The organism is Dickeya sp. NCPPB 3274, from assembly GCF_000406205.1.
Lineage (GTDB): Bacteria > Pseudomonadota > Gammaproteobacteria > Enterobacterales > Enterobacteriaceae > Dickeya > Dickeya fangzhongdai.
In genome coordinates this window covers 1,959,258-1,981,503 of record NZ_CM001979.1, presented here as the reverse complement: position 1 = coordinate 1,981,503, position 22,246 = coordinate 1,959,258, and the positions used below count along the sequence as shown (strand labels likewise).

The 22,246-nt window shown below is 60.6% G+C and carries 19 protein-coding genes; 8 read left to right on the top strand and 11 right to left on the bottom strand.

Annotated elements, in window-relative coordinates; all coding sequences use genetic code 11:
- Nucleotides 1-10: 10 nt before the first annotated feature.
- Nucleotides 11-1,252, top strand: a complete 1,242-nt coding sequence (pepT, locus tag DXX3274_RS09100; protein ID WP_042859521.1) for a peptidase T — start codon at nt 11-13, stop codon at nt 1,250-1,252.
- Here pepT and DXX3274_RS09095 read toward each other — a convergent pair.
- The 10 genes from DXX3274_RS09095 to DXX3274_RS09050 all read right to left on the bottom strand — a co-directional run bounded on the left by DXX3274_RS09095 (nt 1,244) and on the right by DXX3274_RS09050 (nt 11,570).
- Nucleotides 1,244-2,119: a helix-turn-helix domain-containing protein gene (locus DXX3274_RS09095; protein WP_042859520.1), complete on the bottom strand. Its 876-nt coding sequence runs from the start codon at nt 2,117-2,119 to the stop codon at nt 1,244-1,246. The two genes, pepT and DXX3274_RS09095, sit on opposite strands and share 9 nt — an antisense overlap.
- 490 nt (nt 2,120-2,609) lie before the next feature.
- The gene (locus DXX3274_RS09090; protein ID WP_042859519.1) at nt 2,610-3,575 is read right to left on the bottom strand and encodes a DMT family transporter; all 966 of its coding nucleotides are present in this window, start codon (nt 3,573-3,575) and stop codon (nt 2,610-2,612) included.
- A gap of 63 nt (nt 3,576-3,638) precedes the next feature.
- Nucleotides 3,639-4,403 (bottom strand): AraC family transcriptional regulator, encoded by a 765-nt coding sequence (locus DXX3274_RS09085; RefSeq protein ID WP_042859518.1) that lies wholly within the window; start codon nt 4,401-4,403, stop codon nt 3,639-3,641.
- A gap of 194 nt (nt 4,404-4,597) precedes the next feature.
- The gene (locus tag DXX3274_RS09080; RefSeq protein ID WP_042859517.1) at nt 4,598-5,398 is read right to left on the bottom strand and encodes a glycerophosphodiester phosphodiesterase family protein; all 801 of its coding nucleotides are present in this window, start codon (nt 5,396-5,398) and stop codon (nt 4,598-4,600) included.
- A 77-nt stretch (nt 5,399-5,475) separates the two neighbouring features.
- Nucleotides 5,476-6,354: an ABC transporter permease gene (locus DXX3274_RS09075; protein ID WP_042859515.1), complete on the bottom strand. Its 879-nt coding sequence runs from the start codon at nt 6,352-6,354 to the stop codon at nt 5,476-5,478.
- Nucleotides 6,355-6,365: 11 nt separating this feature from the next.
- Nucleotides 6,366-7,292, bottom strand: coding sequence for an ABC transporter permease (locus tag DXX3274_RS09070; RefSeq protein ID WP_042859514.1), 927 nt, complete (start codon nt 7,290-7,292; stop codon nt 6,366-6,368).
- Nucleotides 7,286-8,158, bottom strand: coding sequence for an ABC transporter ATP-binding protein (locus DXX3274_RS09065; protein ID WP_042859513.1), 873 nt, complete (start codon nt 8,156-8,158; stop codon nt 7,286-7,288). Before DXX3274_RS09065 ends, DXX3274_RS09070 begins: the two co-directional genes overlap by 7 nt.
- On the bottom strand, nt 8,155-9,027 hold the full coding sequence (locus DXX3274_RS09060) for an ABC transporter ATP-binding protein (protein ID WP_042859512.1): 873 nt from the start codon (nt 9,025-9,027) through the stop codon (nt 8,155-8,157). Before DXX3274_RS09060 ends, DXX3274_RS09065 begins: the two co-directional genes overlap by 4 nt.
- 10 nt (nt 9,028-9,037) lie before the next feature.
- The gene (locus DXX3274_RS09055; protein WP_042859511.1) at nt 9,038-10,597 is read right to left on the bottom strand and encodes an ABC transporter substrate-binding protein; all 1,560 of its coding nucleotides are present in this window, start codon (nt 10,595-10,597) and stop codon (nt 9,038-9,040) included.
- A gap of 199 nt (nt 10,598-10,796) precedes the next feature.
- On the bottom strand, nt 10,797-11,570 hold the full coding sequence (locus DXX3274_RS09050) for a DeoR/GlpR family DNA-binding transcription regulator (RefSeq protein ID WP_038918714.1): 774 nt from the start codon (nt 11,568-11,570) through the stop codon (nt 10,797-10,799).
- A gap of 530 nt (nt 11,571-12,100) precedes the next feature.
- Between DXX3274_RS09050 and DXX3274_RS09045 the strand changes: the two genes are divergently transcribed.
- Complete coding sequence (locus DXX3274_RS09045) at nt 12,101-12,997, top strand: DMT family transporter (protein WP_042859510.1); 897 nt, start codon at nt 12,101-12,103, stop codon at nt 12,995-12,997.
- 138 nt (nt 12,998-13,135) lie between these two features.
- Here DXX3274_RS09045 and rhlE read toward each other — a convergent pair whose 3' ends face one another.
- Nucleotides 13,136-14,506, bottom strand: a complete 1,371-nt coding sequence (gene rhlE / locus DXX3274_RS09040) for an ATP-dependent RNA helicase RhlE (protein ID WP_038918712.1) — start codon at nt 14,504-14,506, stop codon at nt 13,136-13,138.
- A gap of 421 nt (nt 14,507-14,927) precedes the next feature.
- On the opposite strand from rhlE, the gene hlyD reads away from it, so the two are divergent.
- From hlyD to clsB, 6 genes are all read left to right on the top strand, one after another.
- Entirely contained in the window at nt 14,928-15,932 is a 1,005-nt protein-coding gene (hlyD, locus tag DXX3274_RS09035) for a secretion protein HlyD (protein ID WP_038918711.1), read from the top strand.
- On the top strand, nt 15,922-17,673 hold the full coding sequence (locus DXX3274_RS09030) for an ATP-binding cassette domain-containing protein (protein ID WP_042859508.1): 1,752 nt from the start codon (nt 15,922-15,924) through the stop codon (nt 17,671-17,673). The genes hlyD and DXX3274_RS09030 overlap by 11 nt, the downstream gene beginning before the upstream one ends.
- On the top strand, nt 17,657-18,802 hold the full coding sequence (locus DXX3274_RS09025) for an ABC transporter permease (RefSeq protein WP_042859507.1): 1,146 nt from the start codon (nt 17,657-17,659) through the stop codon (nt 18,800-18,802). The genes DXX3274_RS09030 and DXX3274_RS09025 overlap by 17 nt, the downstream gene beginning before the upstream one ends.
- 64 nt (nt 18,803-18,866) lie before the next feature.
- Nucleotides 18,867-19,973: an ABC transporter permease gene (locus DXX3274_RS09020; RefSeq protein ID WP_042859505.1), complete on the top strand. Its 1,107-nt coding sequence runs from the start codon at nt 18,867-18,869 to the stop codon at nt 19,971-19,973.
- A 92-nt stretch (nt 19,974-20,065) separates the two neighbouring features.
- A complete protein-coding gene (locus DXX3274_RS09015; RefSeq protein ID WP_042859504.1) occupies nt 20,066-20,836 on the top strand; it encodes an endonuclease/exonuclease/phosphatase family protein in 771 nt (256 codons plus the stop codon).
- Nucleotides 20,833-22,044, top strand: a complete 1,212-nt coding sequence (gene clsB / locus DXX3274_RS09010; RefSeq protein ID WP_042859503.1) for a cardiolipin synthase ClsB — start codon at nt 20,833-20,835, stop codon at nt 22,042-22,044. The genes DXX3274_RS09015 and clsB overlap by 4 nt, the downstream gene beginning before the upstream one ends.
- The last annotated feature ends 202 nt before the right edge of the window (nt 22,045-22,246 follow it).

The following is a 22,246-nucleotide window of genomic DNA, read 5'->3' as shown; positions in this document are numbered from 1 at the left end:
AGGATCCGCTATGAGCCATAACCAGGCGCGTCAGTTGACCGACCGTTTCTACCGCTATCTGGCGGTCACCAGCCAAAGCGACGCCGCCGCGGCCACCTTGCCGAGCACGCCAGGCCAGATGACGATGGCCCGCCTGCTGGCGGAAGAGCTGCGCGCGCTGGGGCTAAGTCAGGTGGAAATCGACGAGCACGCTACCGTTACCGCCGTGAAACCGGGCAACACGCCGTCCGCGCCGCGCATCGGCTTTATCACCCATATCGACACCGTGGATGTCGGCCTGTCGCCGGATATTCATCCGCAAGTCCTGCGCTTTACCGGCGAAGACCTGTGTCTCAATCCGGCGCAGGACATCTGGCTGCGGGTCAGCGAACATCCGGAAATCCTGCCCTATCGCGATCAGGAGATTATTTTCAGCGACGGCACCAGCGTGCTGGGCGCGGACAACAAAGCCGCCGTCACCGTGGTGATGACGCTGCTGGAAAACCTGCGCGACGACCAGCCGCACGGCGATATCGTGGTGGCGTTCGTGCCGGATGAGGAGATCGGGCTAAGAGGCGCCAAGGCGCTGGACCTGGCGCGTTTCGACGTCGATTTCGCCTACACCATCGACTGTTGCGAACTGGGCGAAGTGGTGTACGAAAACTTTAACGCCGCCGCGGCGGAAATCCGCTTTACCGGCGTGACGGCGCACCCGATGTCGGCCAAAGGCGTGCTGGTCAACCCGATTCTGATGGCGCACGACTTCATCAGCCGGTTTGACCGCAAGCACACGCCGGAACACACCGAAGGCCGCGAAGGCTACGTCTGGTTCAACGATATTCACGCCAACGCCAATGAGGCGGTGCTGAAAGCCTCGATTCGCGATTTCGATCTGGCAGGATTTGAGCAGCGCAAACAACAAATTCGCGACGTCACCGCGCAGATTGCCGCCCAATACCCAACCGGTCAGGTCAGTTGCGCCATCGCCGATATCTACAGCAACATCAGCAACGCGCTGGGAGACGACCGGCGGGCGCTGGACTTGTTGTTCGACGCCATGAACACGCTGTCGATTACGCCGAAGGTAATCCCGATGCGCGGCGGCACCGACGGCGCGGCGCTGTCGGCCAAAGGCATTCTGACGCCGAACTTTTTTACCGGCGCGCACAACTTCCATTCACGCTTTGAGTTTCTGCCGCTGCCGTCGTTCGTCAAATCCTATCAGGTGGCGTTGACGCTGTGCCTGCTGGCGGCGCAACAGCCTTCAGCCTGAACATTGCTGGCGTAGCGCCGAAGGCGTGATGCCGTATTCGGCGCGAAAACGCTGGCTGAAATGACTGGCGGAACTGAACCCGCAGGCCAGCGCGATATCGGTGATGGAGCGGCTGCTGTGGCGCAGCCACTGTTCCGCCTGCGCCAGCCGCCGCTTCATCACATACTGATGCGGCGCCATGCCTTCGTTCTGGCGAAACATGCGGGAGAAATGAAACTCGCTAAGATCGGCTTCCGCCGCCAGTTCGGCCAGCGTTAACGCCTCCCCCAGCCCAGCGTCAATCCGCGCTTTTACCCGCCGTAACACCGCCGGAGCCAGCCCACCGCGGCTGTTCGGCGCCTGCCACTGCAACTGGCTGTACTGACGCAGCATATGCAACATCACCATCGTAGACGCGGAACTCAGCATCATCTGGCTGGCCGGATCGCTCCAGTTGCCAGCCAGCAGAAAATGGCGGTACAGCGCTTCCAGCGCCGGGTCGGCGATAAAAATGCGCTCATCAAGACGGATCGACGCCGGGCTGCGGTCCCAGGTTTGCTCCGCCAACTGGCGCAAGTGTTGATCGGTGCAGTAAAAGTGGGCGAACCGCAGGCTGCCGCGAATATCCCAGGTGGACTGGCTCTCTTTCGGCATCAGACAAAAACGCCCCGGCGCGCCGCCGTTGAACCAACCGTCCGGACGCTTGTGGTAGCTTTCGTAGCCATCCTGTACGTACATGCTGAAGGTGTGGTGACGGGTGTTTTCCAGCGTCACCCGATCATGGGCATTCTGCCAGACCGCCAGTTGCACCTGATTATCGAGCGTCACCGTCTCCTGCAGCCGGGTTTTATAATGTTGTAACGTCTCGAACGCCTCATACTGGTTCATGCCTGCCGCCCTGTAATCCTATTGCCTTGTAAACCTATTAACTTGCCCTGCAATAAAAAGTACTACCTCAGGCAACAAATTAAAACAAGCGCCCGCCATTAGGAATCGCTCAGACTGCTGACAAAGTCCTTAAGTACAGGATGAAGCATCTTTCCGGCGTCAAAAACTGTGCTGAGGTGGACGACTTCGCCGGGTGAGCGACAGGACGTCGCGAAAGCCAGTGCCGTGCCGGGAGCACGTCACTGGCGGCCCGAACAGCGAAGGCGAACGCCGAAGGTAGCGCGCAGCGACACAGTTTAGCCTCCAGCCAGTGGTCAAGGAGAGGTGGCGTTGAACCTCTCCTTGTCGTGCGTGTGATGAAGCAGCAAAGAAATGACACCGCTTATCCCGCACGAAACTATTCACTGACCGGACAAACTTCACCATTGACAAGACAACATAGCTGTTTGTCAACATCCTCCGTCATTAAGCATGGCTCTCTTCGCGCCTATCAGGACAACCCGGTTTTTAAGCCGGTATCCGCAGTATGTGGCGCACGCTTCCGGTGTGCCGCGACACAGGACATCACGCTGCAAACCACCAGCGTGAAGGCGGCGGCCTCCAGCCAGGTGGGCAGACGCTGCTCCCACAGGAAGCCGTACATCAGCGCAAACAGGGTTTCGAACAGAATCATTTGCCCAACCAGCGTTAGCGGCAGCAACCGGCTCATCCGGTTCCAGAATAGATTGCCGACAATCGAAGCCAGCACCGCTACGCCCGCCGATACACCGGCGAACTGCGCCCATGCGACGCCGCTGTGGCTGTAGGTGTTAAACATGACGGCCAGAGGAATCAGGACCAGCGACTGCGCGCCGGTGACGAGGCCCATCAGGAGGTTCCAGTCGTGGGCCGAGACAGACGACGCGCGGGCCAGCCAGCGGCTGTTGCCAACGGCGAAACTGCTCCAGGATATCAGTGCGCCGAGCGCACACAGCAGGCCGATGGTCTGCGCGCCTGTGGTTGCGGACGCCGGCCCGCCCAATGCCTGCCAGCCGATACAAATGGCGCCGGCCGCGCACATCAGCAGCGACGGCAACAGTCTGCGCAGCGGAACCGCGCCCCGGTCGCGGCTGCCGATGAGGGTCACCGCCACCGGCATAAAGCCAATCACCAGCGAGGTGATGGCGATGCCCGCCATCTGCACCGCGCTGGATAGAAGAATGTAATACAGGGTGTTGCCCGCCAGCGACAGCCAGCCCAGCGCAAACCATTCACGGCGCGTCAACCGCCGCATCAGAGACGACCAGCGCGGCGCCAGCAACATCAGCGAAATCAGGCCATAGGCGCTATAGCGGCCAATGGCGATCTGCAACGGGCTAAACGCACGCACCAGCTCCGGCGCCAGGAAAACCAGCCCCCACAACGCACCGGCTCCCATGCCGCATGCCACGCCCGCTAACGTTCTTTTGCCATCCACTCTACGATTCTCCGCACTTGCATTGGCCGGAGAGTATCGCGCGGCGAATCACCCACGTCTTGATTAAGACTCGCGTTCTTTAGGCCCAGACTCCTGCGACTGCTGTCGAAACGCTGAGGGCGTCAACCCCGTCGCCTTACGCATGGCCCGGGTCAGGGCGCTTTGGTCGGCATAACGGCCCCGGTAGGCAATCTCGGCGATGGGCAGAGTCGTCGTCGCCAGCCAATGCTGCACCCGGCCCAGCCGTAGGCGCGCCAGCCAGGCGTGCGGCGTGGTATCCCGCTCGCTGCGGAAAACGGCGTGCAGCCGACTGACGCTCATCCCCGCCTGCTGCGCCATGAACTCGGTGGTCCAGTCCAGAAACGGGTCGCTTTCGATAGCCGCCATCAGCCCTGCCAGCCGTGAACGCGGCTGCGCCCCCTCGCCGGTCAGCGCATCCAACAGCAGCGGCGCCCACAGTTGAATCCGCGATTCAGACACCCGACCGTTGGTCAGCATCCCGCCCATATAATCGATCAGATGATTGGCTTCCGGCGCAAGGCTCATAAACCGGCACGACGCCAGATACTCCGCCACGCGGGGATCCAGATGACCGGGCTCAACATCCACGATCAAAAACTGGTTGGTCCCGCGGCTTTCCTGGGCATGGGGAGAATTGCTGTCGACATAGGCGGCCAGACGGCGATCCAACTGAGCGCGCTGACCGGATATGTCGATACAGAGCGAACCTGACAGCGGTAAAACCAGTTGTGAGTGGTCGTGACGATGAGGCGCCTCCAGCGCGCCGTAGCCGCGGATGGACAGCATGAAGGCATTAGGTCTGAACATGTCTCACCACCACGATCGCTGAGGTATGAATGTTAGTGAAATGAACTAGCTCAAGGCCGTGTCTGCTGCAAATACTGTCTGCTTCAAATACTGTCTACTTCAAGTACTGTCTACTTCAAACAACGGCTGCGACAAACAGTGTGGTTTACGGCGCAGGGAACGGTCAATCATTTCCGGCGCCATCGGCGTGCGTATCAGCCGCAAGCTTGCTGTTTAAGCCTTGCCACCTGTGCAACGTCATCGCCAAGCAGTTGATCCAACTGGCCGTCACGAATCCATTGAACCACCTGACCTTCGATATCGACGCCGTAGTCCTTGCGTTTCTGGTGTTCCTGGCCCGGCAGGTATAGGAATGCGGCAAAGCCCTCGTCATGCAGTTGGCGCGCCTCTCCGCTGGCAAAGTGGTAGATCTCAATGTTCATCGCATCGAGATTGGCTTGCCGGGCCAGCGCGGCAGGGTCGATCAAGCGCGAATGCATCAGGCCGACGGTCGGCACTTCAGGTATCGCTGCTTTCACCGCTTTTAGTTGAACGTAGTCAAACGAGGAGAATTGCAGCAGGTCGGCGCAGTCCAGTTCATCAATCAGCGCGCTTAGCTTCGGGAATAGCACCTCATTCCGATCGTATAACTTGAGCTCAAGCTGATAGATAATGCCAAGCTCGCGGGCCAGCTGTAGCGCATCTTTGAGCCGTGGAACGCGCTCTCCGGCGAATTCATGGCTAAACCATTGCCCGGCATCGAGTTGGGAGAGTTCGGCATAGCTCATGTTTTGCACCAGGCCGCGGCCGTTGGTGGTGCGGTCAACCGTATTGTCGTGAATCAGGACCAGTTCGCCATCGCGGGTGATGCCGAGGTCGGTTTCACAGAGCACGCCGCGGCCGCCGTATTCAAACGCCTGTTTAAACGCGGCGAGGGTATTTTCCGGTGCCCCGGCGCTATGGCCGCGGTGGCCGCCGAGACGTAGGGTCGCTGGCGTCATTCTTAGCGGATTCATGTTCACTTCCTCCTGTTTACTTTCGTTTAGCATTGTTTCGCTCAACCGCGCTGCGCGGTGAAATCAGCGCGGTTCGATCACTTCAGCGTCGGGTCGAAAATATCGCGTAGCTGGTCGCCGATAAGACTGATGGTTAGCGACAGGACGAAGATGACCACGCCAGGCGCGATGGCGATCCACCACTCGGTCATGATGTAGTCGCGGCCGGCGCCGACCAATGACCCCAAACTGACCAGTGGCGGCTGTACGCCGAGGCCAAGGAAACTCAGCGACGATTCCAGAATGAGGATTTCAGGCATCACCACCGTGAATGTAACCAGTACGACGGCAAGGATATTGGGAAGCACGTGAACCATCGCTATACGAAAACGGCCTGCGCCGTTGCGATGCAACGCGGCGATATAGGGCTTTGCCAGTTCAAGTCCGGCCATGGTCCGCGTCAGTCGTGCAAACCGTTCCCAGCCAAACAAACCAAGCAGGCAGATGAACAGCGTGAGGCTGTTGCCGAGAAACGCCAGCACCGTGAGGGCGATGATGATAAACGGCATGGACGCCTGAAAATCGACCGCCACCCGGATGATGGCGTCGGCAAAACCGCGCCGGAAACTCGCGATGAGGCCCAGCGCCGTACCGATAATCATGCTGATGATCGACGCACCGAGCGATATCAACATGCTCATCCGCAACGCAAAGAAGATACGGCTTAGAATGTCGCGCCCCATCTCGTCGGTGCCGAGCCAGTGCGTGGAACCGACCCCGACGTGAAGTGGCGGCATTTTGCGTGCCCTCAGGTCGATCTGAGCAAAGCCGTATGGCGCCAGCGCGTCGGCGAATACCGCAACACCGACGGCAAGCACGATGATCGACACGCATACCGCCAGCAGCGGATTGATGCGCGGGAGTCTGGCGAAAAAGCCGGAAGTCAGCTTTGGCGACGCGGGGGTGATATCGGCCATGAGACCCTCCTTCAAGAACGTTTCGCGTAGCGCAGGCGGGGGTCGGCCATCACATGCAGGAAATCGACCAGCAGGTTTGCGCTGACCATAGCGACGGTGATGAGAATAACAATCGCCTGAACCACCGCGACGTCGCGGGAAGCGACCGAACTGATCAGCAGCAGGCCGACGCCGGGCCAGGCGTATACCGCTTCAACCACCGCGGAGCCGCCAATCATTCCGCCGAGCAGGAATCCGAGCAGCGTCAGCAAGGGAAGCGCCGCGTTCGGCATCACATGCCTCACGATGATCCCCCACTCCGATACACGCTTCGCCCGGGCGGCGAGGATGTAGCGTTGCCCAATCACCTCCAGCGCGCTTGAGCGCACGAACCTCGCGATGACGCCGGCATTGTAAAGGCCGATCACCAGCGTGGGCATCACCATGTGGGCGAGCGTCGCCCCGCCGCCAGAGGGCAGGAGCCGCAGCTTTACGGCAAACAGCTGGATCAGGAGAATGCCGGTCAGGAAGGTCGGCACAGAGTGCGTCAGCACGGCGAGGCTAATCACCGCGCGGTCGACAACGCCGCCGCGATAGCGTGCCGCGACGATACCTAGCGGGACGCCAGCCGCCAGCGCCAGTACCAGCGCGGCCGCCATCAGCCGCAGCGTCGCCGGAACCTTCTCGATGATGATGGCAAGCGCGTCCTGACCGCTTCGCAGCGAGGTGCCGAAATCGCCGGTCAACATGCGGCCGAGATAGGTGAAATACTGTTCGGCCACGGGACGATCCAGGCCCCATTGCTGGCGCAGCATGTCGACCACCTGCGGCGGGGCTTCGACGCCGAGGAGTGACGTCATCGGGTCGCCGCTGATGCGAAGCATGACGAAGGTAAAAGTCACCACCAGGAACACCGTCAATATCGCGCGCAACAATGAGCCGGTCATGATGTTCAGCATGCTCTCGCCTCCGCCGGCATTGAGCGGCTGCACGCCGTATCCGCCGACGTTGCCCGCCGCTTGCCTTTCGGCACGGCAGCCAGCAGCTTCGCGGTATAAGGATCGGACGGTGCGGCGAAGACGGTTGACGTCGGCCCGCTCTCCACCACGCGACCGGCCTGCATCACGACGACCCGATGCGACACATGGCGCACCACGCGCACATCGTGGCTGATGAACAGGATTGAAAGACCGCGCGTCTGCTGAAGGTCGAGCAGCAGATTGAGCACCTGAGCCTGAACCGACACATCCAGCGCCGAAACGGGTTCATCGCACAGCAGGATGTTGGGTTCGGTCACCAGCGCCCGGGCGATGGCGGCGCGCTGCCTCTGCCCTCCCGACATCTGATGCGGATAACGCTCCAGCATGGCGACCGGCAGCGCAACGGCGCCGAGCGCTTCTTTAGCCCTATCGCGCCGCTCGCTCTTGCTGCCGATAGCATGAATTAGCAGCACTTCTTCAATCTGCCGACCGATGGTATGACGCGGGTCGAAAGCGCCGAGCGTATCCTGTGCGACAACCTGAAGAACGCGGGCCAGACGCCGGCGATTCGGCCTGAGATAGCCAGCGAAGGGGGCGTCGAAGAGTTCCAGCGTGCCGCTATCCGGCTGGCGGTCGCCGCACAGCAGCGCGGCGAGGGTCGATTTCCCGCATCCAGACTCGCCGACCAGACCGAGCGTTTCACCCTGACCAAGCGCGAGGGAAACGCCGCGGACGGCATGGTGACCAGCCCGGTTGCCCGGCAGAAGAGAAAATCCAGCGGGGTAAGTGAAATCCAGATCGCGGGCTTCAAGGACTGTCGTCCTGCCTGGCGCGTTCAAACTCATGGCAAGCGCTCCGCTGAGGTTAAGGATACGGCAGCGTCGAGCCGCCAGCTGTGGGGCATCTCCACCAGTCGGGTGAGCGGTTCGCCGTGCCCTGGCATCGCATCCAGCAAAAGCCGGGTGTAGGGATGGCTCGGTCGTTCATAGATATTTTCAGTCGTGCCGACCTCCATGATCTCGCCGCCGTACATCACGACGATGCGATCGCAGACCTCCGCGATCAGGTCAAGATCGTGGCTGATGAAAATCATGGCAATGCCGCGGTTGCGCACCAACGACACCAGCAGCGACACCACCTGAGTCTGAACCGTAACGTCGAGTGCGGTCGTCGGTTCGTCGGCGATGACGAGCTGCGGCTCCAGCGCAAGCGCCGTGGCGATCATGACGCGCTGGCACATGCCGCCGGAAAATTGCGAAGGGTAGTCATGGTAACGCGTCTCCGGCTCGTCGATGGCGACGTCTTTCAGGAGTTGCAGCGCAATCTTGCGGGCCTGTTCCGCAGAATGCCCGGCACTTCGCGCCGCCTCGGCGATTTGCTCGCCAACGGTGCGTACCGGATTGAGGCAGGATACCGGTTCCTGAAAAATCATGCCGATCGGCGCAAGTTGTTTCGACGCCAGCGCCTGTTGCAGGTAGTCGGCGGCGAACGTCCGACCGCCGATGGCGACCGAACCGCAAGCCTGGGCCGTAGCTGGCAGCAGGCCGGCAACGGCGAGGCACGACAGCGATTTTCCGGAACCGCTTTCCCCCACAATGCCCAGGATTTCGCCCTTTCTGACGTCAAAGGATACCGACCTGACCGGCGTCGTCCTGTGCTTTCCGGCGGCAAAGGAAATGCTCAAGTCGTGAATGGAGAGAACGGATTCGCGCATTGTGACAACCTCATCTGGCGGCATTGACGAAGGACAGGTTTTGCGGACCCAGATCCATCGCGAAGGCGTGCTGCGGTTTCCACTTCACCTTGTTGGAGACGCCGAAGAAGACGGCGTTCTGGTGAAGAACCGTGATGCCTGGGTCCTTCCATTCAATGATGTCCAGCATGTCGGAGAAGATTTTGGCGCGATCCGCCGGAGCTACGGCCTGTTCAAGCTTCGCGCCAAGAGCGTCGAATTCGTCATTGACCCAGATCTTCTGCGTGCCCATCGTTGCGGTTCTGGCGAACGACAGCGAGTAGATGGAAACGTAAGGATCGGCAATGACCGCGGTGCTGGACCAGTTGCCGGTCGCCCGACCGCTGGCGTTATCGAAGAGCTTACCGGCTTCAACAAACTCCAGTTTGGCGTTGACGCCAACCGCCTGCCACATGGCGACGACCGCTTCGCTGACCGGGTTTTCCGCCGTGTAATAGTTGTTCTGCGAGCGGATCGTGATCGGTTCGCCCTTATAGCCGCCCTCCTTCAGGAGCTGCCGGGCTTTTTCCGGGTTGTATTCGTATTTCGGCCGGTCCTTCAGGTAGATGGGGCCGAACTCCTTGAACTGCTCGCCGTTCGGGACCACGGTCAGGCCGTTCCAGATGGTGTCGACGATCGCCTGACGGTCGATAGCAAGAATCAACGCCTGACGCACGCGCGGATCCTTGAGCGCAGGGTTGTATTTGTCGAAAAAGAGGATGCGGTTGTTTGGAACCGGGCCCCCGACGATCGTCGCAGTGCCGGACTTGTTCACCACGTCGAGCTGGTCCGGCGGCAGATCGGTCGCGATGTCATAGTCGCCCGCAAGAAGACCGGCGATACGGGATGACACTTCCGGCACCACCTTGAAGGTGACGCGCTTCGCGTTGGGCTTTCCGCCGAAATACCGGTCGTGAGCGACCAGCGTGACATGATCGTTAGCGACGGATTCGAGAACCTTGTAGGGGCCGGCGCCGACCGGCTTTTGCTTCCACTTCGCCCAGTCGCCGTCCATCTTGACCCAGGCATCTTTGCTGATGACCACCGCGGCATAGCTGGCCAGCCGCTGTAACAAGATCGGATCCTTAAACTTGGTGACGAAACGGACAGTTTCCGGATCCACCACATCGACATGAGCAAGGCTGCTGAAGCTTGTCAGATAGGTGGGATAACCGGGTGCCTGCGGGTCGGTCAAACGTTGCGGCCCGAACGAAAAGGCCACGTCGTCAGCGGTCATCTCACGGCCGTCATGGAAAATGACGCCTTTGCGAAGCGTGACGTCGAGGGTTTTGTCGTCTACCCATCGCCACGAGGTCGCCAGGTTCGGCTGCACCGAGAAGTGACCATCAAGGTCAAGTTTCAGCAGCGTCTCGTGAATCGAGGGATTGTTGCGAAAAGCGACGTTGGACGCCGCGTCAACCGGCTCCTGCGTCTCCGGGTTTTTCTGAACCGCGATCCGTAACTCAGGACGATTGTCTTCCTGAGCGGCCGCGCCGTCTGCAAGGGAGACGGCGATCAACGCCGCCATAGCAATAAAAATGCGTATCTTCATCCAAACCACTCCTTAAGTAAGCAGGTCCGTCGAGCCGTGCCCGCGATTGTTCTTTTTTCACTACCCATCACCGCCGGGATGGCAGCGATTTCCCCCGTACAGAAACGCGTGCCGGAAGATACTTAAGCGAGCCGTCGTGCCCGGATTAGTCCGGGCGGTTCAGCCGGATCCCCATCTCCGCCGACCAGAGGGCCGGATTTCAGTGCGCGATGACAAACTTCTTGCGCAATTTCTCAGGTACGGTGTCGATGATGCTGCGGGCGCCGGCATCGGTAACAATGACGCCCACGTCTTCTATCCGGGTGATGACCGAGAGGCTTGATTTCGTGAATTTCGAGTGGTCAGCCACAACAATGACGCGGTTCGACACGTCGATCATGGCTCGCGCGACGCTCGCATTCACTGGCGATGAGGTGCAGATCAAACCACGGTCGACGTCGATCGATGCGGCATTCAGGATGAGTTTGTCGACATTGAACTGCCGTATGAAATACTCGGCCAGCGGCCCTCTGAATGAGCGGTTCGTGGCGGTAAATTCTCCCCCGACCGAGTAAATGCTCTGCCCCTCGCTGCGCGAAAATTCAGCAACGATGTCAAGGCCATTCGAGATCAGCGTCAGACTTCGACGACCAACGAGCTTTTTAGCCACTTCCAGCGCGGTCGTACCGGCATCCAGAAGCACGGTGTCGCCATCGGCAATCATGCCGGCGACGGCGGCGGCGATGGCCGCCTTCTCCGCCTGATTCCAGACGGCGCGGGCCTCATTTGTCGCATCCAGCGCGACCTGATTGATATTGACCGCGCCGCCATGCGTTCTGCGCAGCAATCCGGCTTCCTCAAGGTCGCACAGGTCCCGACGAACGGTGGCGACCGAAACCTCGAATCGATCCGTTAACGTGCGCAAATCAGCAAAATTCTCTTCGCGCAAAAATTCAACGATTTTCGCCTGACGCTCTTCCGCCTGAGTCAGCATAGGGTGGTTCCTTGTCATCATCATGACCGTTATCGATCAACAATCTGAGCGAACCCTATCCTTTCCAGATGACACTCGTATGAAGAAAATGCGTCGATTACCACCATCGAAGCGTTGCCGGACAAGAAGACTGCGCAATAAACCCTGAACCCATCTTAATGAACGAAATCGCTCACTTACCAACGGCGGCGACGGCTCGTGCCGGACTCTGGCGCCCCGCCAACCGCCGATCGATAGCCCTGGCGTTATTCTGCGTAATCTGAAGGAAAACGTGCTGCGGCGGGGTGCGGCGCAGGTCGCCCCCTGTCGGTGCTGGAAGCCGTTTGAAATAAAAAAACCGCAGGATTCTGCTACTCGCCGCAAGCTGCTGACAGCCGCCGCCCTGCCAATCCCAGATACTCAATGTTTACGGTTGCTTGCGGATTGTTTGCGGAATTACCGGTGAAACTGTTTGTGAAATTGACTGTTTGTGAAATTGACTGTTTGTGAAATTGATTGTTCGTGAAATTGATTATTAGCGGAGTCTGACGATGAATAGCCTGCTTTATTGCGCCGTGGTGCTGATTTGGGGCACCACCTGGATCGCCATCAGTCTACAGCAAGGTAGCGTGCCGCCAGAAGTGTCGATTTTCTGGCGTTTCGCCATCGCTTCGGCGTTGTTAATGGCGTTTTTGATCCTGACTCGTCGCCTGCGCCCGCTGAGCGGCCGCGCGCATTTGCTGTGTATGGCTCAGGGGGTGACGGTTTTCGGCATGAATTTCTTTTGCTTTTATCATGCCGTCGCCTGGATCCCCAGCGGGCTGGAATCGGTGATCTTTTCGATGGCGGTGCTGTTCAATGCCTTCAACAGCCGGCTGTTTTTCGGCACCCGTCTCAGCCGCAACGTGAAGCTGGCTGCGCCGTTGGGGCTGGCCGGCATCATCCTGCTGTTCTGGCACGATCTGCTACAACTTGGCAGCAGCCCACAATTGCTGTGGGGGGTCGGCATGAGCCTGATCGCCACCTACTGCTTTTCGCTCGGCAACATCATCAGCGCCCAGCACCAACGCATGGGCCGGGACATCATGACCACCAACGGCTGGGGCATGCTGTACGGCGCGCTGGCGATGGGTTTCATCGCACTGCTGCTGGGTTACCGCTTTACGCCGGAATTCTCGCTGCGCTATCTCGGTTCGCTGTCTTACCTGGCGCTGTTCGGCTCGGTGATTGGTTTTGGCGCCTACTTCGCGCTGGTTGGGCGTATCGGCGCCAGCCAGGCGGCTTATGCCACCTTGCTGTTTCCGTTGGTCGCGCTCTCCGCCTCTACCCTGTACGAAGGGTACGTATGGCGAAGCAACGCCGTGCTGGGTTTACTGCTGATTCTGGCGGGCAATGCGGTGATGTTTTATCGCCCCCGGCCGCAACCGGTGGCGAAAACCGCCGCGTAAACGGTCGTCTTCTCATCATGGGAAGACGACCTGGGCGATAACTGACTGGATAACAAGGTTTGCCGACGAATAGCTACCCGACCGGGTAGCTATTTTGTTTGCTGCGTGACCGGATAGCGACCTTGCCGGGTAACCCGCTTACTGGCCGCCGGCAGGCTTGCGCGGCGGGCGACGACGGGCGGATTGCCCTTCCGGGCGCTGTCCGGCCGGGCGCGCTGCGCCATCACGACGCGGCTGATGAGGACGGTCGCCCTGCGGGCGTCCGGATGCGCGTTCGCCTTGCGGACGATCGCCCTGACGCGGCGCACCGCCGCCGCGACCACCGCGCCCGCCCTGCCGGCCGTTCTGGATCGGTTCGGCCTTGATCGTTGGGTCCGGCTCATAACCCGGAATCTCCATCCGCGGGATTTCCCGCTTCAGCAGACGTTCAATGTCGCGCAGCAGTTTGTGTTCATCGACGCACACCAGCGACAACGCCTCGCCAGTCGACGCCGCCCGACCGGTACGGCCGATACGGTGCACGTAATCTTCCGGCACATTCGGCAGCTCGTAGTTCACCACATGCGGCAACTGGTCGATATCCAGCCCACGGGCGGCGATGTCGGTCGCCACCAGCACGCGAATGTCGCCGTCTTTGAAATTAGCCAGCGCACGGGTACGCGCTCCCTGGCTCTTGTTACCGTGGATAGCGGCGGCGGTGATGCCGTCTTTATTCAGTTGTTCCGCCAGATGGTTGGCGCCGTGCTTGGTGCGGGTAAACACCAGCACCTGCTGCCAGTTGTGTTTGCCGATCAGCAGCGACAGCAGTTCGCGCTTGCGTTTCTTGTCCACGAAATGCACGTGCTGGGTCACCAGTTCGGACGGCGTATTGCGGCGCACCACTTCCACCGATGCCGGATTGGTGAGCAGCTTCCCGGCCAGTTCCTTGATCTCGTCGGAGAAGGTGGCGGAAAACAGCAGGTTCTGACGTTTGGGCGGCAGCTTCGCCAGCACCCGGCGGATGTCGTGGATAAAGCCCATATCCAGCATACGGTCGGCTTCATCCAGCACCAGAATTTCCACCTGCGACAGGTCGACCGCGTTCTGGTGCTCCAGATCCAACAGACGGCCCGGCGTGGCAATCAGAATATCGACGCCGCCGCGCAGCTTCATCATCTGCGGGTTAATGCTGACGCCGCCGAACACCACCAGCGAACGCAGACGCAGGTATTTGCTGTACGCCAGCACGTTCTCGCCGATCTGCGCCGCCAGTTCGCGGGTCGGCGTCAGGATCAACGCCCGCACCGGACGGCGGCCTTTCGCCTGCGACGGACGGTGGCTCAGCAATTGCAGCAGCGGCAGAGTGAAGCCGGCGGTTTTGCCGGTACCCGTCTGGGCGCTGGCCATCAGGTCGCGCCCTTCCAGCACCACCGGAATCGCCTGACGCTGAACCGGCGTCGGCTCACGGTAGCCCTGTTCTTCCACAGCGCGCAAAATATCGGCACTCAGGCCGAGAGATTCAAAAGACATAACGAGAACAACTCCAGATTCACCCTACCCGGCATCCGCCGGTGCAGTTTTCAGGGTGACAACAGATGGGTTCAGCGCCGCGTCGGCGTACACGCCTTACAACGCTGACTCCAGATGAATGGGCACAAACTACGGTGCGTGACTGCGCGCGATTGTAACAGAAAATCGCTTGTTTGAGGAATTTTTATCTGTCGATCACATTTTATCCTCCGCATTCTGCGCAAAATGGCCGTGCTCTTCATGGATATCAATCGTTTACTGATTAAAAAGCCGGTTCTCTCCTGCCACGGCAGCGCATATCCGCGCTGAATCAGCACGCCGTCAGTCAGAACACGGCAATCTGTTGAATATCGGATTATTCTTAAGTGATGTCGTCGTAATAGCGGGATCGGCAATCACACGAAGTCATATCGGGAGCGCTATGAATAAAAAAACAGGGGTATGGTTGGTGCTGGCGTTGTTCGCCGTCACCACCGCCGGCTACGGCTTGATGCACTACCGTAGCCAGCAGGATGCGCCGCTGACGCTGTACGGTAATGTGGATATCCGCAGCGTCAATTTGGGGTTCCGGGTCAGCGGACGCCTGACCGCTCTAAATGTGGATGAAGGGGAGGTTGTCCAGCCGGGGCAGTTGCTGGCCCGACTGGATAACGCGCCGCAGCAGAACGCGCTACGGCAGGAAAAAGCCAGCGTAGCCAGCGCGCAGGCGCAACTGGCGCTGCTGCGGGAAGGCTACCGCAGCGAGGAAATCGCCCAGGTGCGTTCGCAACTGGAGCAGGCGCAGGCCGCCTACGACTACGCCAACAGCTTCTACCAGCGCCAGCTTGGCCTGTGGAAGCAACACACCCTAGCCGCCAACGCGCTGGAAGACGCCCGTTCCACCCGCAATCAAACGCAGGCGACGTTGCAGGCGGCGCGGGAAAAACTGAGCCAATATGAGCGCGGCAACCGGCCGCAGGAAATAGCCGCCGCCGAAGCATCGCTGGCGCAGGCGCAGGCCGCTGAAGCGCAGGCGCAACTCAGTCTGCAGGATACGCGCCTGTACGCGCCCTCTCCCGGCGTGATTCTGACCCGGGCCGCCGAAGCCGGCAGCATGCTGAGCGCCGGCAGCACCGTCTTTACCCTGTCGTTGACCCAGCCGGTATGGATTCGCGCCTACGTCAATGAAACCCAGTTAGGCCGCGCCGCGCCCGGGCGCGAGGTGCTGATCTACACCGACGGCCGCCCGAACCGCCCCTATCACGGCAGAATCGGCTTTGTGTCGCCCAGCGCCGAATTTACGCCGAAAAATGTCGAAACCACGGAGTTGCGCACCGACCTGGTGTACCGGCTGCGCATCATCGTCAGCGACGCGGACGACGGTCTGCGTCAGGGGATGCCGGTAACCCTCACGCTGATGCAGGATCGGTCGCGCCATGACCAGTGACCCGCCGCTGATCCGCCTCGACGCGCTGGAAAAACGCTTCGACGGCATGACGAAACCGGCGCTGGCGCAGTTGAGCGCCGAGATTCGCGCCGGCGCGGTCACCGGGCTGGTGGGGCCGGACGGCGCCGGCAAGACTACGCTGATGCGCATGCTGGCCGGATTGCTGACGCCCAGCGCGGGCACGATTCGGGTGCTGGGGCTGGACCCGATCGCCGATGACCGCCAGTTGCATGCCCGGCTCGGTTACATGCCGCAGAAATTCGGCCTGTACGAAGACCTCACCGTGATGGAAAACCTGACGCTGTACGCCGACCTGCGCGGCATCACCGGCGACATCCGGCGCGCCACCTTTGATCGACTGTTGCAGTTTACCGACCTCACCCGCTTCACCACCCGGCTGGCGGGCAAACTCTCCGGCGGCATGAAGCAGAAACTGGGGCTGGCCTGCACCCTGCTGGGGCAGCCCGGCGTATTGCTGTTGGATGAACCGGGGGTCGGCGTCGACCCGATCTCCCGCCGCGAACTGTGGCGGATGGTGCACGAACTGGCGGACGACGGCATGCTGATTCTGTGGAGCACCTCCTATCTGGACGAGGCCGAACAGTGCCGCGACGTGCTGCTGCTCAACGAAGGCGAATTGCTCTACCGGGGCGCGCCCGCCGACCTGACGCAACGGATGGCGGGCCGCTGCCTGCTGCTCGACCAGCCGGGCAGCAACCACCGCCGTCTGCTGCAACAGGCGCTGCGTCAGCCGCAGGTGAGCGACGGCGTGATTCAGGGGCGCTACGTGCGGCTGATTCTGAAACCGCAGGCGGACCGCGCCACGCTGCTGCATACCCTTAAATTGCCGCCGGACAGCGTGCAGGACACCGCGCCGCGTTTTGAAGATGCGTTCATCGACCTGCTGGGCGGCGGGCCGAGCGCCACCTCATCGCTGGCGGCAACCCTGCCGCAGTTGGACACCCATCTTGGGGAAACGGTGATCGAAGCGCGGAATCTGACCAAAAAATTCGGCGATTTCGCCGCCACCGACCGGGTGAATTTTCAGGTGCGCCGCGGTGAAATCTTCGGTCTGCTGGGGCCGAACGGCGCTGGGAAATCCACCACCTTTCGCATGATGTGCGGCCTGCTGACGCCGACCGAAGGTCAGGCGCTGGTGCTGGATATGGACCTCAAGACCCGTTCCGGCCGGGCGCGGCAGCATCTCGGCTACATGGCGCAAAAATTTTCGCTGTACGGCAACCTGACAGTGGAACAAAACCTACGCTTTTTCTCCGGCGTTTACGGCCTGCGCGGCCAGCATCAGCAGGATAAGGTGGACAGTATGGCGCAGGCGTTCAACTTTCATCCGATCTTCCAGCAAACGCCCGACGCGCTGCCGCTCGGTTTCCGCCAGCGGCTGGCGCTGGCCTGCGCGCTGATGCACGAACCGGATATCCTGTTTCTTGACGAGCCCACCTCCGGCGTCGACCCGTTTACCCGCCGGGAGTTCTGGCAACACATCAACGGCATGGTGGACAAAGGCGTGACGGTGATGGTCACCACCCATTTTATGGACGAAGCCGAATACTGCGACCGCATCGGGCTGGTGTACCGCGGCCGGCTCATCGCCAGCGGCACGCCGGATGACCTGAAACGTCAGGCCGCCAGCGACGACACGCCGGAGCCGACCATGGAGCAGGCGTTCATCACGCTGGTGCAGGCCTATGATCAGGAGGCCGGCCATGTCACCACCAATTGACGATAAACGTTTTTCCTGGCGACGCTTACGCGCGCTGTGCCTGAAGGAAACCCGCCAGATCCTGCGCGACCCCAGCAGCGCGCTGATCGCTTTCGTCATCCCGCTGTTGCTGCTGTTCATCTTCGGCTACGGCATCAACCTCGACTCCAGCCGTCTGAACGTCGGCGTCCTGATGGAGCAGCACAGCGCCGAGGCCGACAGCCTGGCGCGCGCCTTTACCGGCTCGCCCTTTCTGTCGGTCACCCTCAGCGATAACCGCCCGGCGCTGATAGCACGGATGCAGGCCGGGCAGATTCGCGGTCTGGTGGTCATTCCAGCCGATTTCGCCAAACGGCTGGCGCACCCGCAGGACCGCGCGCCGATTCAGGTCATCACCGACGGCAGCGAACCGAATACCGCGCAATTCGTGCAGGGCTACGCTCAGGGGGTGTGGCAACTCTGGCAGCAGCAATACGCGCAGGACCACGGCGACCGTTATCAACCGCTGATTGAGGTGCAGACCCGCTACTGGTTCAACGCCGCCGCCATCAGCCGGAACTTCATTATTCCCGGCGCCATTACCATCATCATGACGGTGATCGGCGCAATCCTGACTTCGCTGGTGATCGCCCGCGAGTGGGAGCGCGGCACGATGGAGGCGCTGCTTTCAACACAGGTCACCCGCGCTGAACTGCTGCTCACCAAATTGCTCCCCTATTATGTGCTGGGGATGATCGCTATGGCTCTGTGCGTGGTGGTGGCGGTGTTTGTGCTGGGGGTGCCTTATCGCGGCTCGCTGTGGCTGCTGTTCGGCCTGAGCAGTCTGTTTCTCGCCAGTACGCTGGGGATGGGATTACTGATTTCCACCCTGACCCGCAATCAGTTCAACGCGGCGATGGTGGCGCTCAACGCCGCCTTTCTGCCGGCGGTAATGCTGTCCGGGTTTATTTTCGAAATCCACAGCATGCCGGTGCCGGTACAGGCGGTGTCGTACCTGATCCCCGCCCGCTATTTCGTCAGCACGCTGCAAACCCTGTTTCTGGCCGGGAATATCGGTAGCGTGCTGCTGATGAACCTGCTGTTTTTAATGACGTCCGCGGTGTTTTTCATCGGCCTGACCGCCTGGAAAACCCGCCGCCGACTGGATTAGGTGCGGTAATTCATCCACCGGGCCGTGCCGGATGTATGCCGGCACGCTGATGAGGGAAAAGAGTATGTTGCATCGTCTGTGGACGCTGATCCGCAAAGAGCTTCAGTCATTGCTGCGCGAGCCGCAAACCCGCGCCATTCTGGTGTTGCCGGTGCTGCTGCAAGTGTTACTGTTCCCGTTCGCCGCCACGCTGGACGTCACCGACGCCACGCTCGCCATTTACAGCGAAGACAACGGCCCGGCTTCGGTGGAGCTGACGCAGCGTTTCGCCAGCGCCAGCGCCTTTTCGCGGGTCATCACCCTGCACAGCCCGCAGGACATCGCGCCCACGATCGATAACCAGCGGGCGCTGCTGCTGGTGCGCTTCCCGCCCGATTTCTCACGCCAGTTGGTCAGCGGCACGCCGACCAGCATCCAGCTTCTACTCGACGGGCGCCACTCCAACAGCGCCCAGATCGCCGCCCGCTATGTGCAACAGATCGTGCAGGATTATCAGTTAGAGCAGTTGAACGATCCGGCGCTGACGCACCAGAGCGAGCTGGTGATTCGTCACTGGTACAACCCGAATCTGGACTACAAATGGTTTGTGGTGCCGTCGCTGGTGGCGCTGATCACCACCATTGGCGTGTTGATCGTCACCGCGCTGTCGGTGGCGCGCGAACGGGAACAAGGCACGCTGGAACAGTTGCTGGTTTCGCCGTTATCCACCGGGCAGATCTTTGTCGGTAAGGCGGTGCCGGCGTTGATTGTCGCCACCGTTCAGGCCAGCATCGTGCTGGCGGCCGGCATCCTCGCCTACCGCATCCCGTTTTCCGGCTCGCTGCTGCTGTTCTACCTCTGCATACTGGTGTACGGGTTGTCGCTGGTGGGGTTCGGGCTGCTGATTTCCTCGCTCTGTTCCACCCAGCAACAGGCGTTCATCGGCGTATTTGTCTTCGTGATGCCCGCCATTCTGCTGTCCGGCTATGTGTCGCCCGTCGAGAATATGCCGTTGTGGCTGCAACAGCTTACCTGGGTCAACCCGGTGCGCCATTTCACCGATATTACTAAACAGATATATCTGAAAAACGCCAGCCTGGCCGTGGTCTGGCGCGGGGTGTGGCCGCTGCTGGCAATCACCGCCACCACCGGCAGCGCCGCCTACGCCCTGTTTCGGCGCAAGATTGGCTAGGCTGGCGCAAACCGCCGGCGCCCGCCGTCAGCGACGCTTTGCCAAACACTGACTACACTGATTATTCAGCTACTTGGGAACGAGGGAAAACAATGGATACCGTCTCGCAACCGTCATTGGGGTTTTCTTTCACCGTGCTGACCATCAATACCCATAAAGGGTTCAGCGCACTGAACCGCCGCTTCATCCTGCCGGAACTGCGCGATGCCGTACGCTCGGTTTCCGCCGATATCGTCTGTCTGCAGGAAGTGCTGGGCCGCCATTCCACCCATCCGCTGCAGGTAGAACACTGGCCGGACACCTCGCACTACGAGTTTCTGGCGGAAACCATGTGGAACGATTACGCCTACGGGCGCAATGCGGTCTACCCGGAAGGCGAGCACGGCAACGCGGTGCTGTCGCGCTTTCCCATTTTCAGCTATCGCAATCTGGACGTATCGGTATCCGAAAAAGCCAAACGCGGCATCCTGCATTGCGTACTGAAAGTCCCCAACCGGGATTTACATATCCACATCGTGTGCGTACACATGGGGCTCACCGCCTCGCACCGGCGACAGCAAATGGCATTACTGTGCGACCTGCTGACGACGCTACCCGCCGAGGCGCCTCTGATCGTCGCCGGGGATTTCAATGACTGGCAGATGAAAGCCAGCGCCCTGCTGAAACGCAGCGCCGGTCTGGAAGAGGTATTCAGCCAGCATTTCGGCAAACCGGCACGGACCTTTCCGGCTCGCTTTCCGTTGCTGCGTCTCGACCGCATCTATGTGCGCAACGCCCGGACCAGCGTACCGAAGTTGCTGCCGTCCAAACCCTGGTCGCACCTGTCCGATCATGCGCCGCTGGCGGTGGAGATTCACTTGTGAAAACCGAATGGCGCGACGGCAACCAGATTGAACTACTGGTGAATGGCGACGAATTCTATCCCAGCGTGTTTGACGCGATCCGCCAGGCCCGCAACCGGGTGGTGCTGGAAACCTTCATCTGGTTTGAAGACAAGGTCGGCTACGCGTTGCGGGAGGCGCTGATCGCGGCGGCGCGGCGCGGCGTCAGCGTGGATGCCACCGCCGACGGCTACGGTTCGCACGACCTGTCGCCCGCCTTTCTGGCGCCGATGGTGGAAGCCGGCGTACGCTTCCATTTTTACGATCCGCGCCCGCGCCTGTTCGGCCTGATGCGTACCAACCTGTTCCGGCGGCTACACCGCAAGATTGTGGTAGTGGACAGCCACACCGCCTGGATAGGCGGCATCAACTATTCGGCCGACCACCTGAGCGACTACGGCCCGGAAGCCAAGCAGGATTACGCCGTTAAAGTGCGCGGCCCGGTGGTGGACGATATCTACCGGTTTGTGCTGGCGGCGCTGGCCCACGATGAGGAGCCGCGCATCTGGTGGCGGCGACGCTTTCGCCGCGCGGTGCGTAACACCCACCCCGGTAACGCGCAGGCGCTGTTTGCCTGGCGCGACAACGGTCTGCACCGCCGCGACATCGAGCGTCAATACCTGCTGATGCTGCGACGGGCTAAACGCGAGGTGGTGATCGCCAATGCCTATTTTTTCCCCGGCTATCGACTGCTGCGGGCGATGCGCAAGGCCGCGCGACGGGATGTGCGGGTGCGGTTGATCATTCAGGGACAGCCGGATATGCCGATCGTTCTGGTCGGAGCCCGCCTGCTCTATCCCTGGCTGGTGAAAGCCGGGGTGGACATTTATGAATACCGCCGTCAGCCGCTGCACGGCAAGGTCGCGTTGCAGGATGAATACTGGACCACCATCGGTTCCAGCAACCTGGATCCGCTCAGTCTGGCGCTCAACCTCGAAGCCAATCTGATCATCAATGACCGCAACTTCAACCAGCAACTGCGGGACAACCTGCACCAGCTTATTCGTGAAGACTGCGTACGGGTTGACCCTTCGCAACTACCCAAACGCTCGTACTGGCAGATTTTCAAAAACGTAGTGGTGTTCCACTTCCTGAAACGCTTCCCATCGCTGGTCGGCTGGCTGCCAGCGCACCGCCCACAGTTGACCCGGGTGGGACACCCGCCGGCGGATGACAGCGAAAAGAAATAACAAAACTCTAAGGCTGTCGACAAACAGCCGTGTTGTTTTGTAAACGGAGATGTATGTCTGGTCAGTGAATGGTTTCGTGCGGGATAAACGGTGTGGTTTCTTTGCCACTTCATAGCACGCACGACAAGGAGAGGTTCAAACGCCACCTCTCCTTGACCACTGGCTAGTAGCTAAACTGTGGCGCTACGCGCTACCTTCGGCA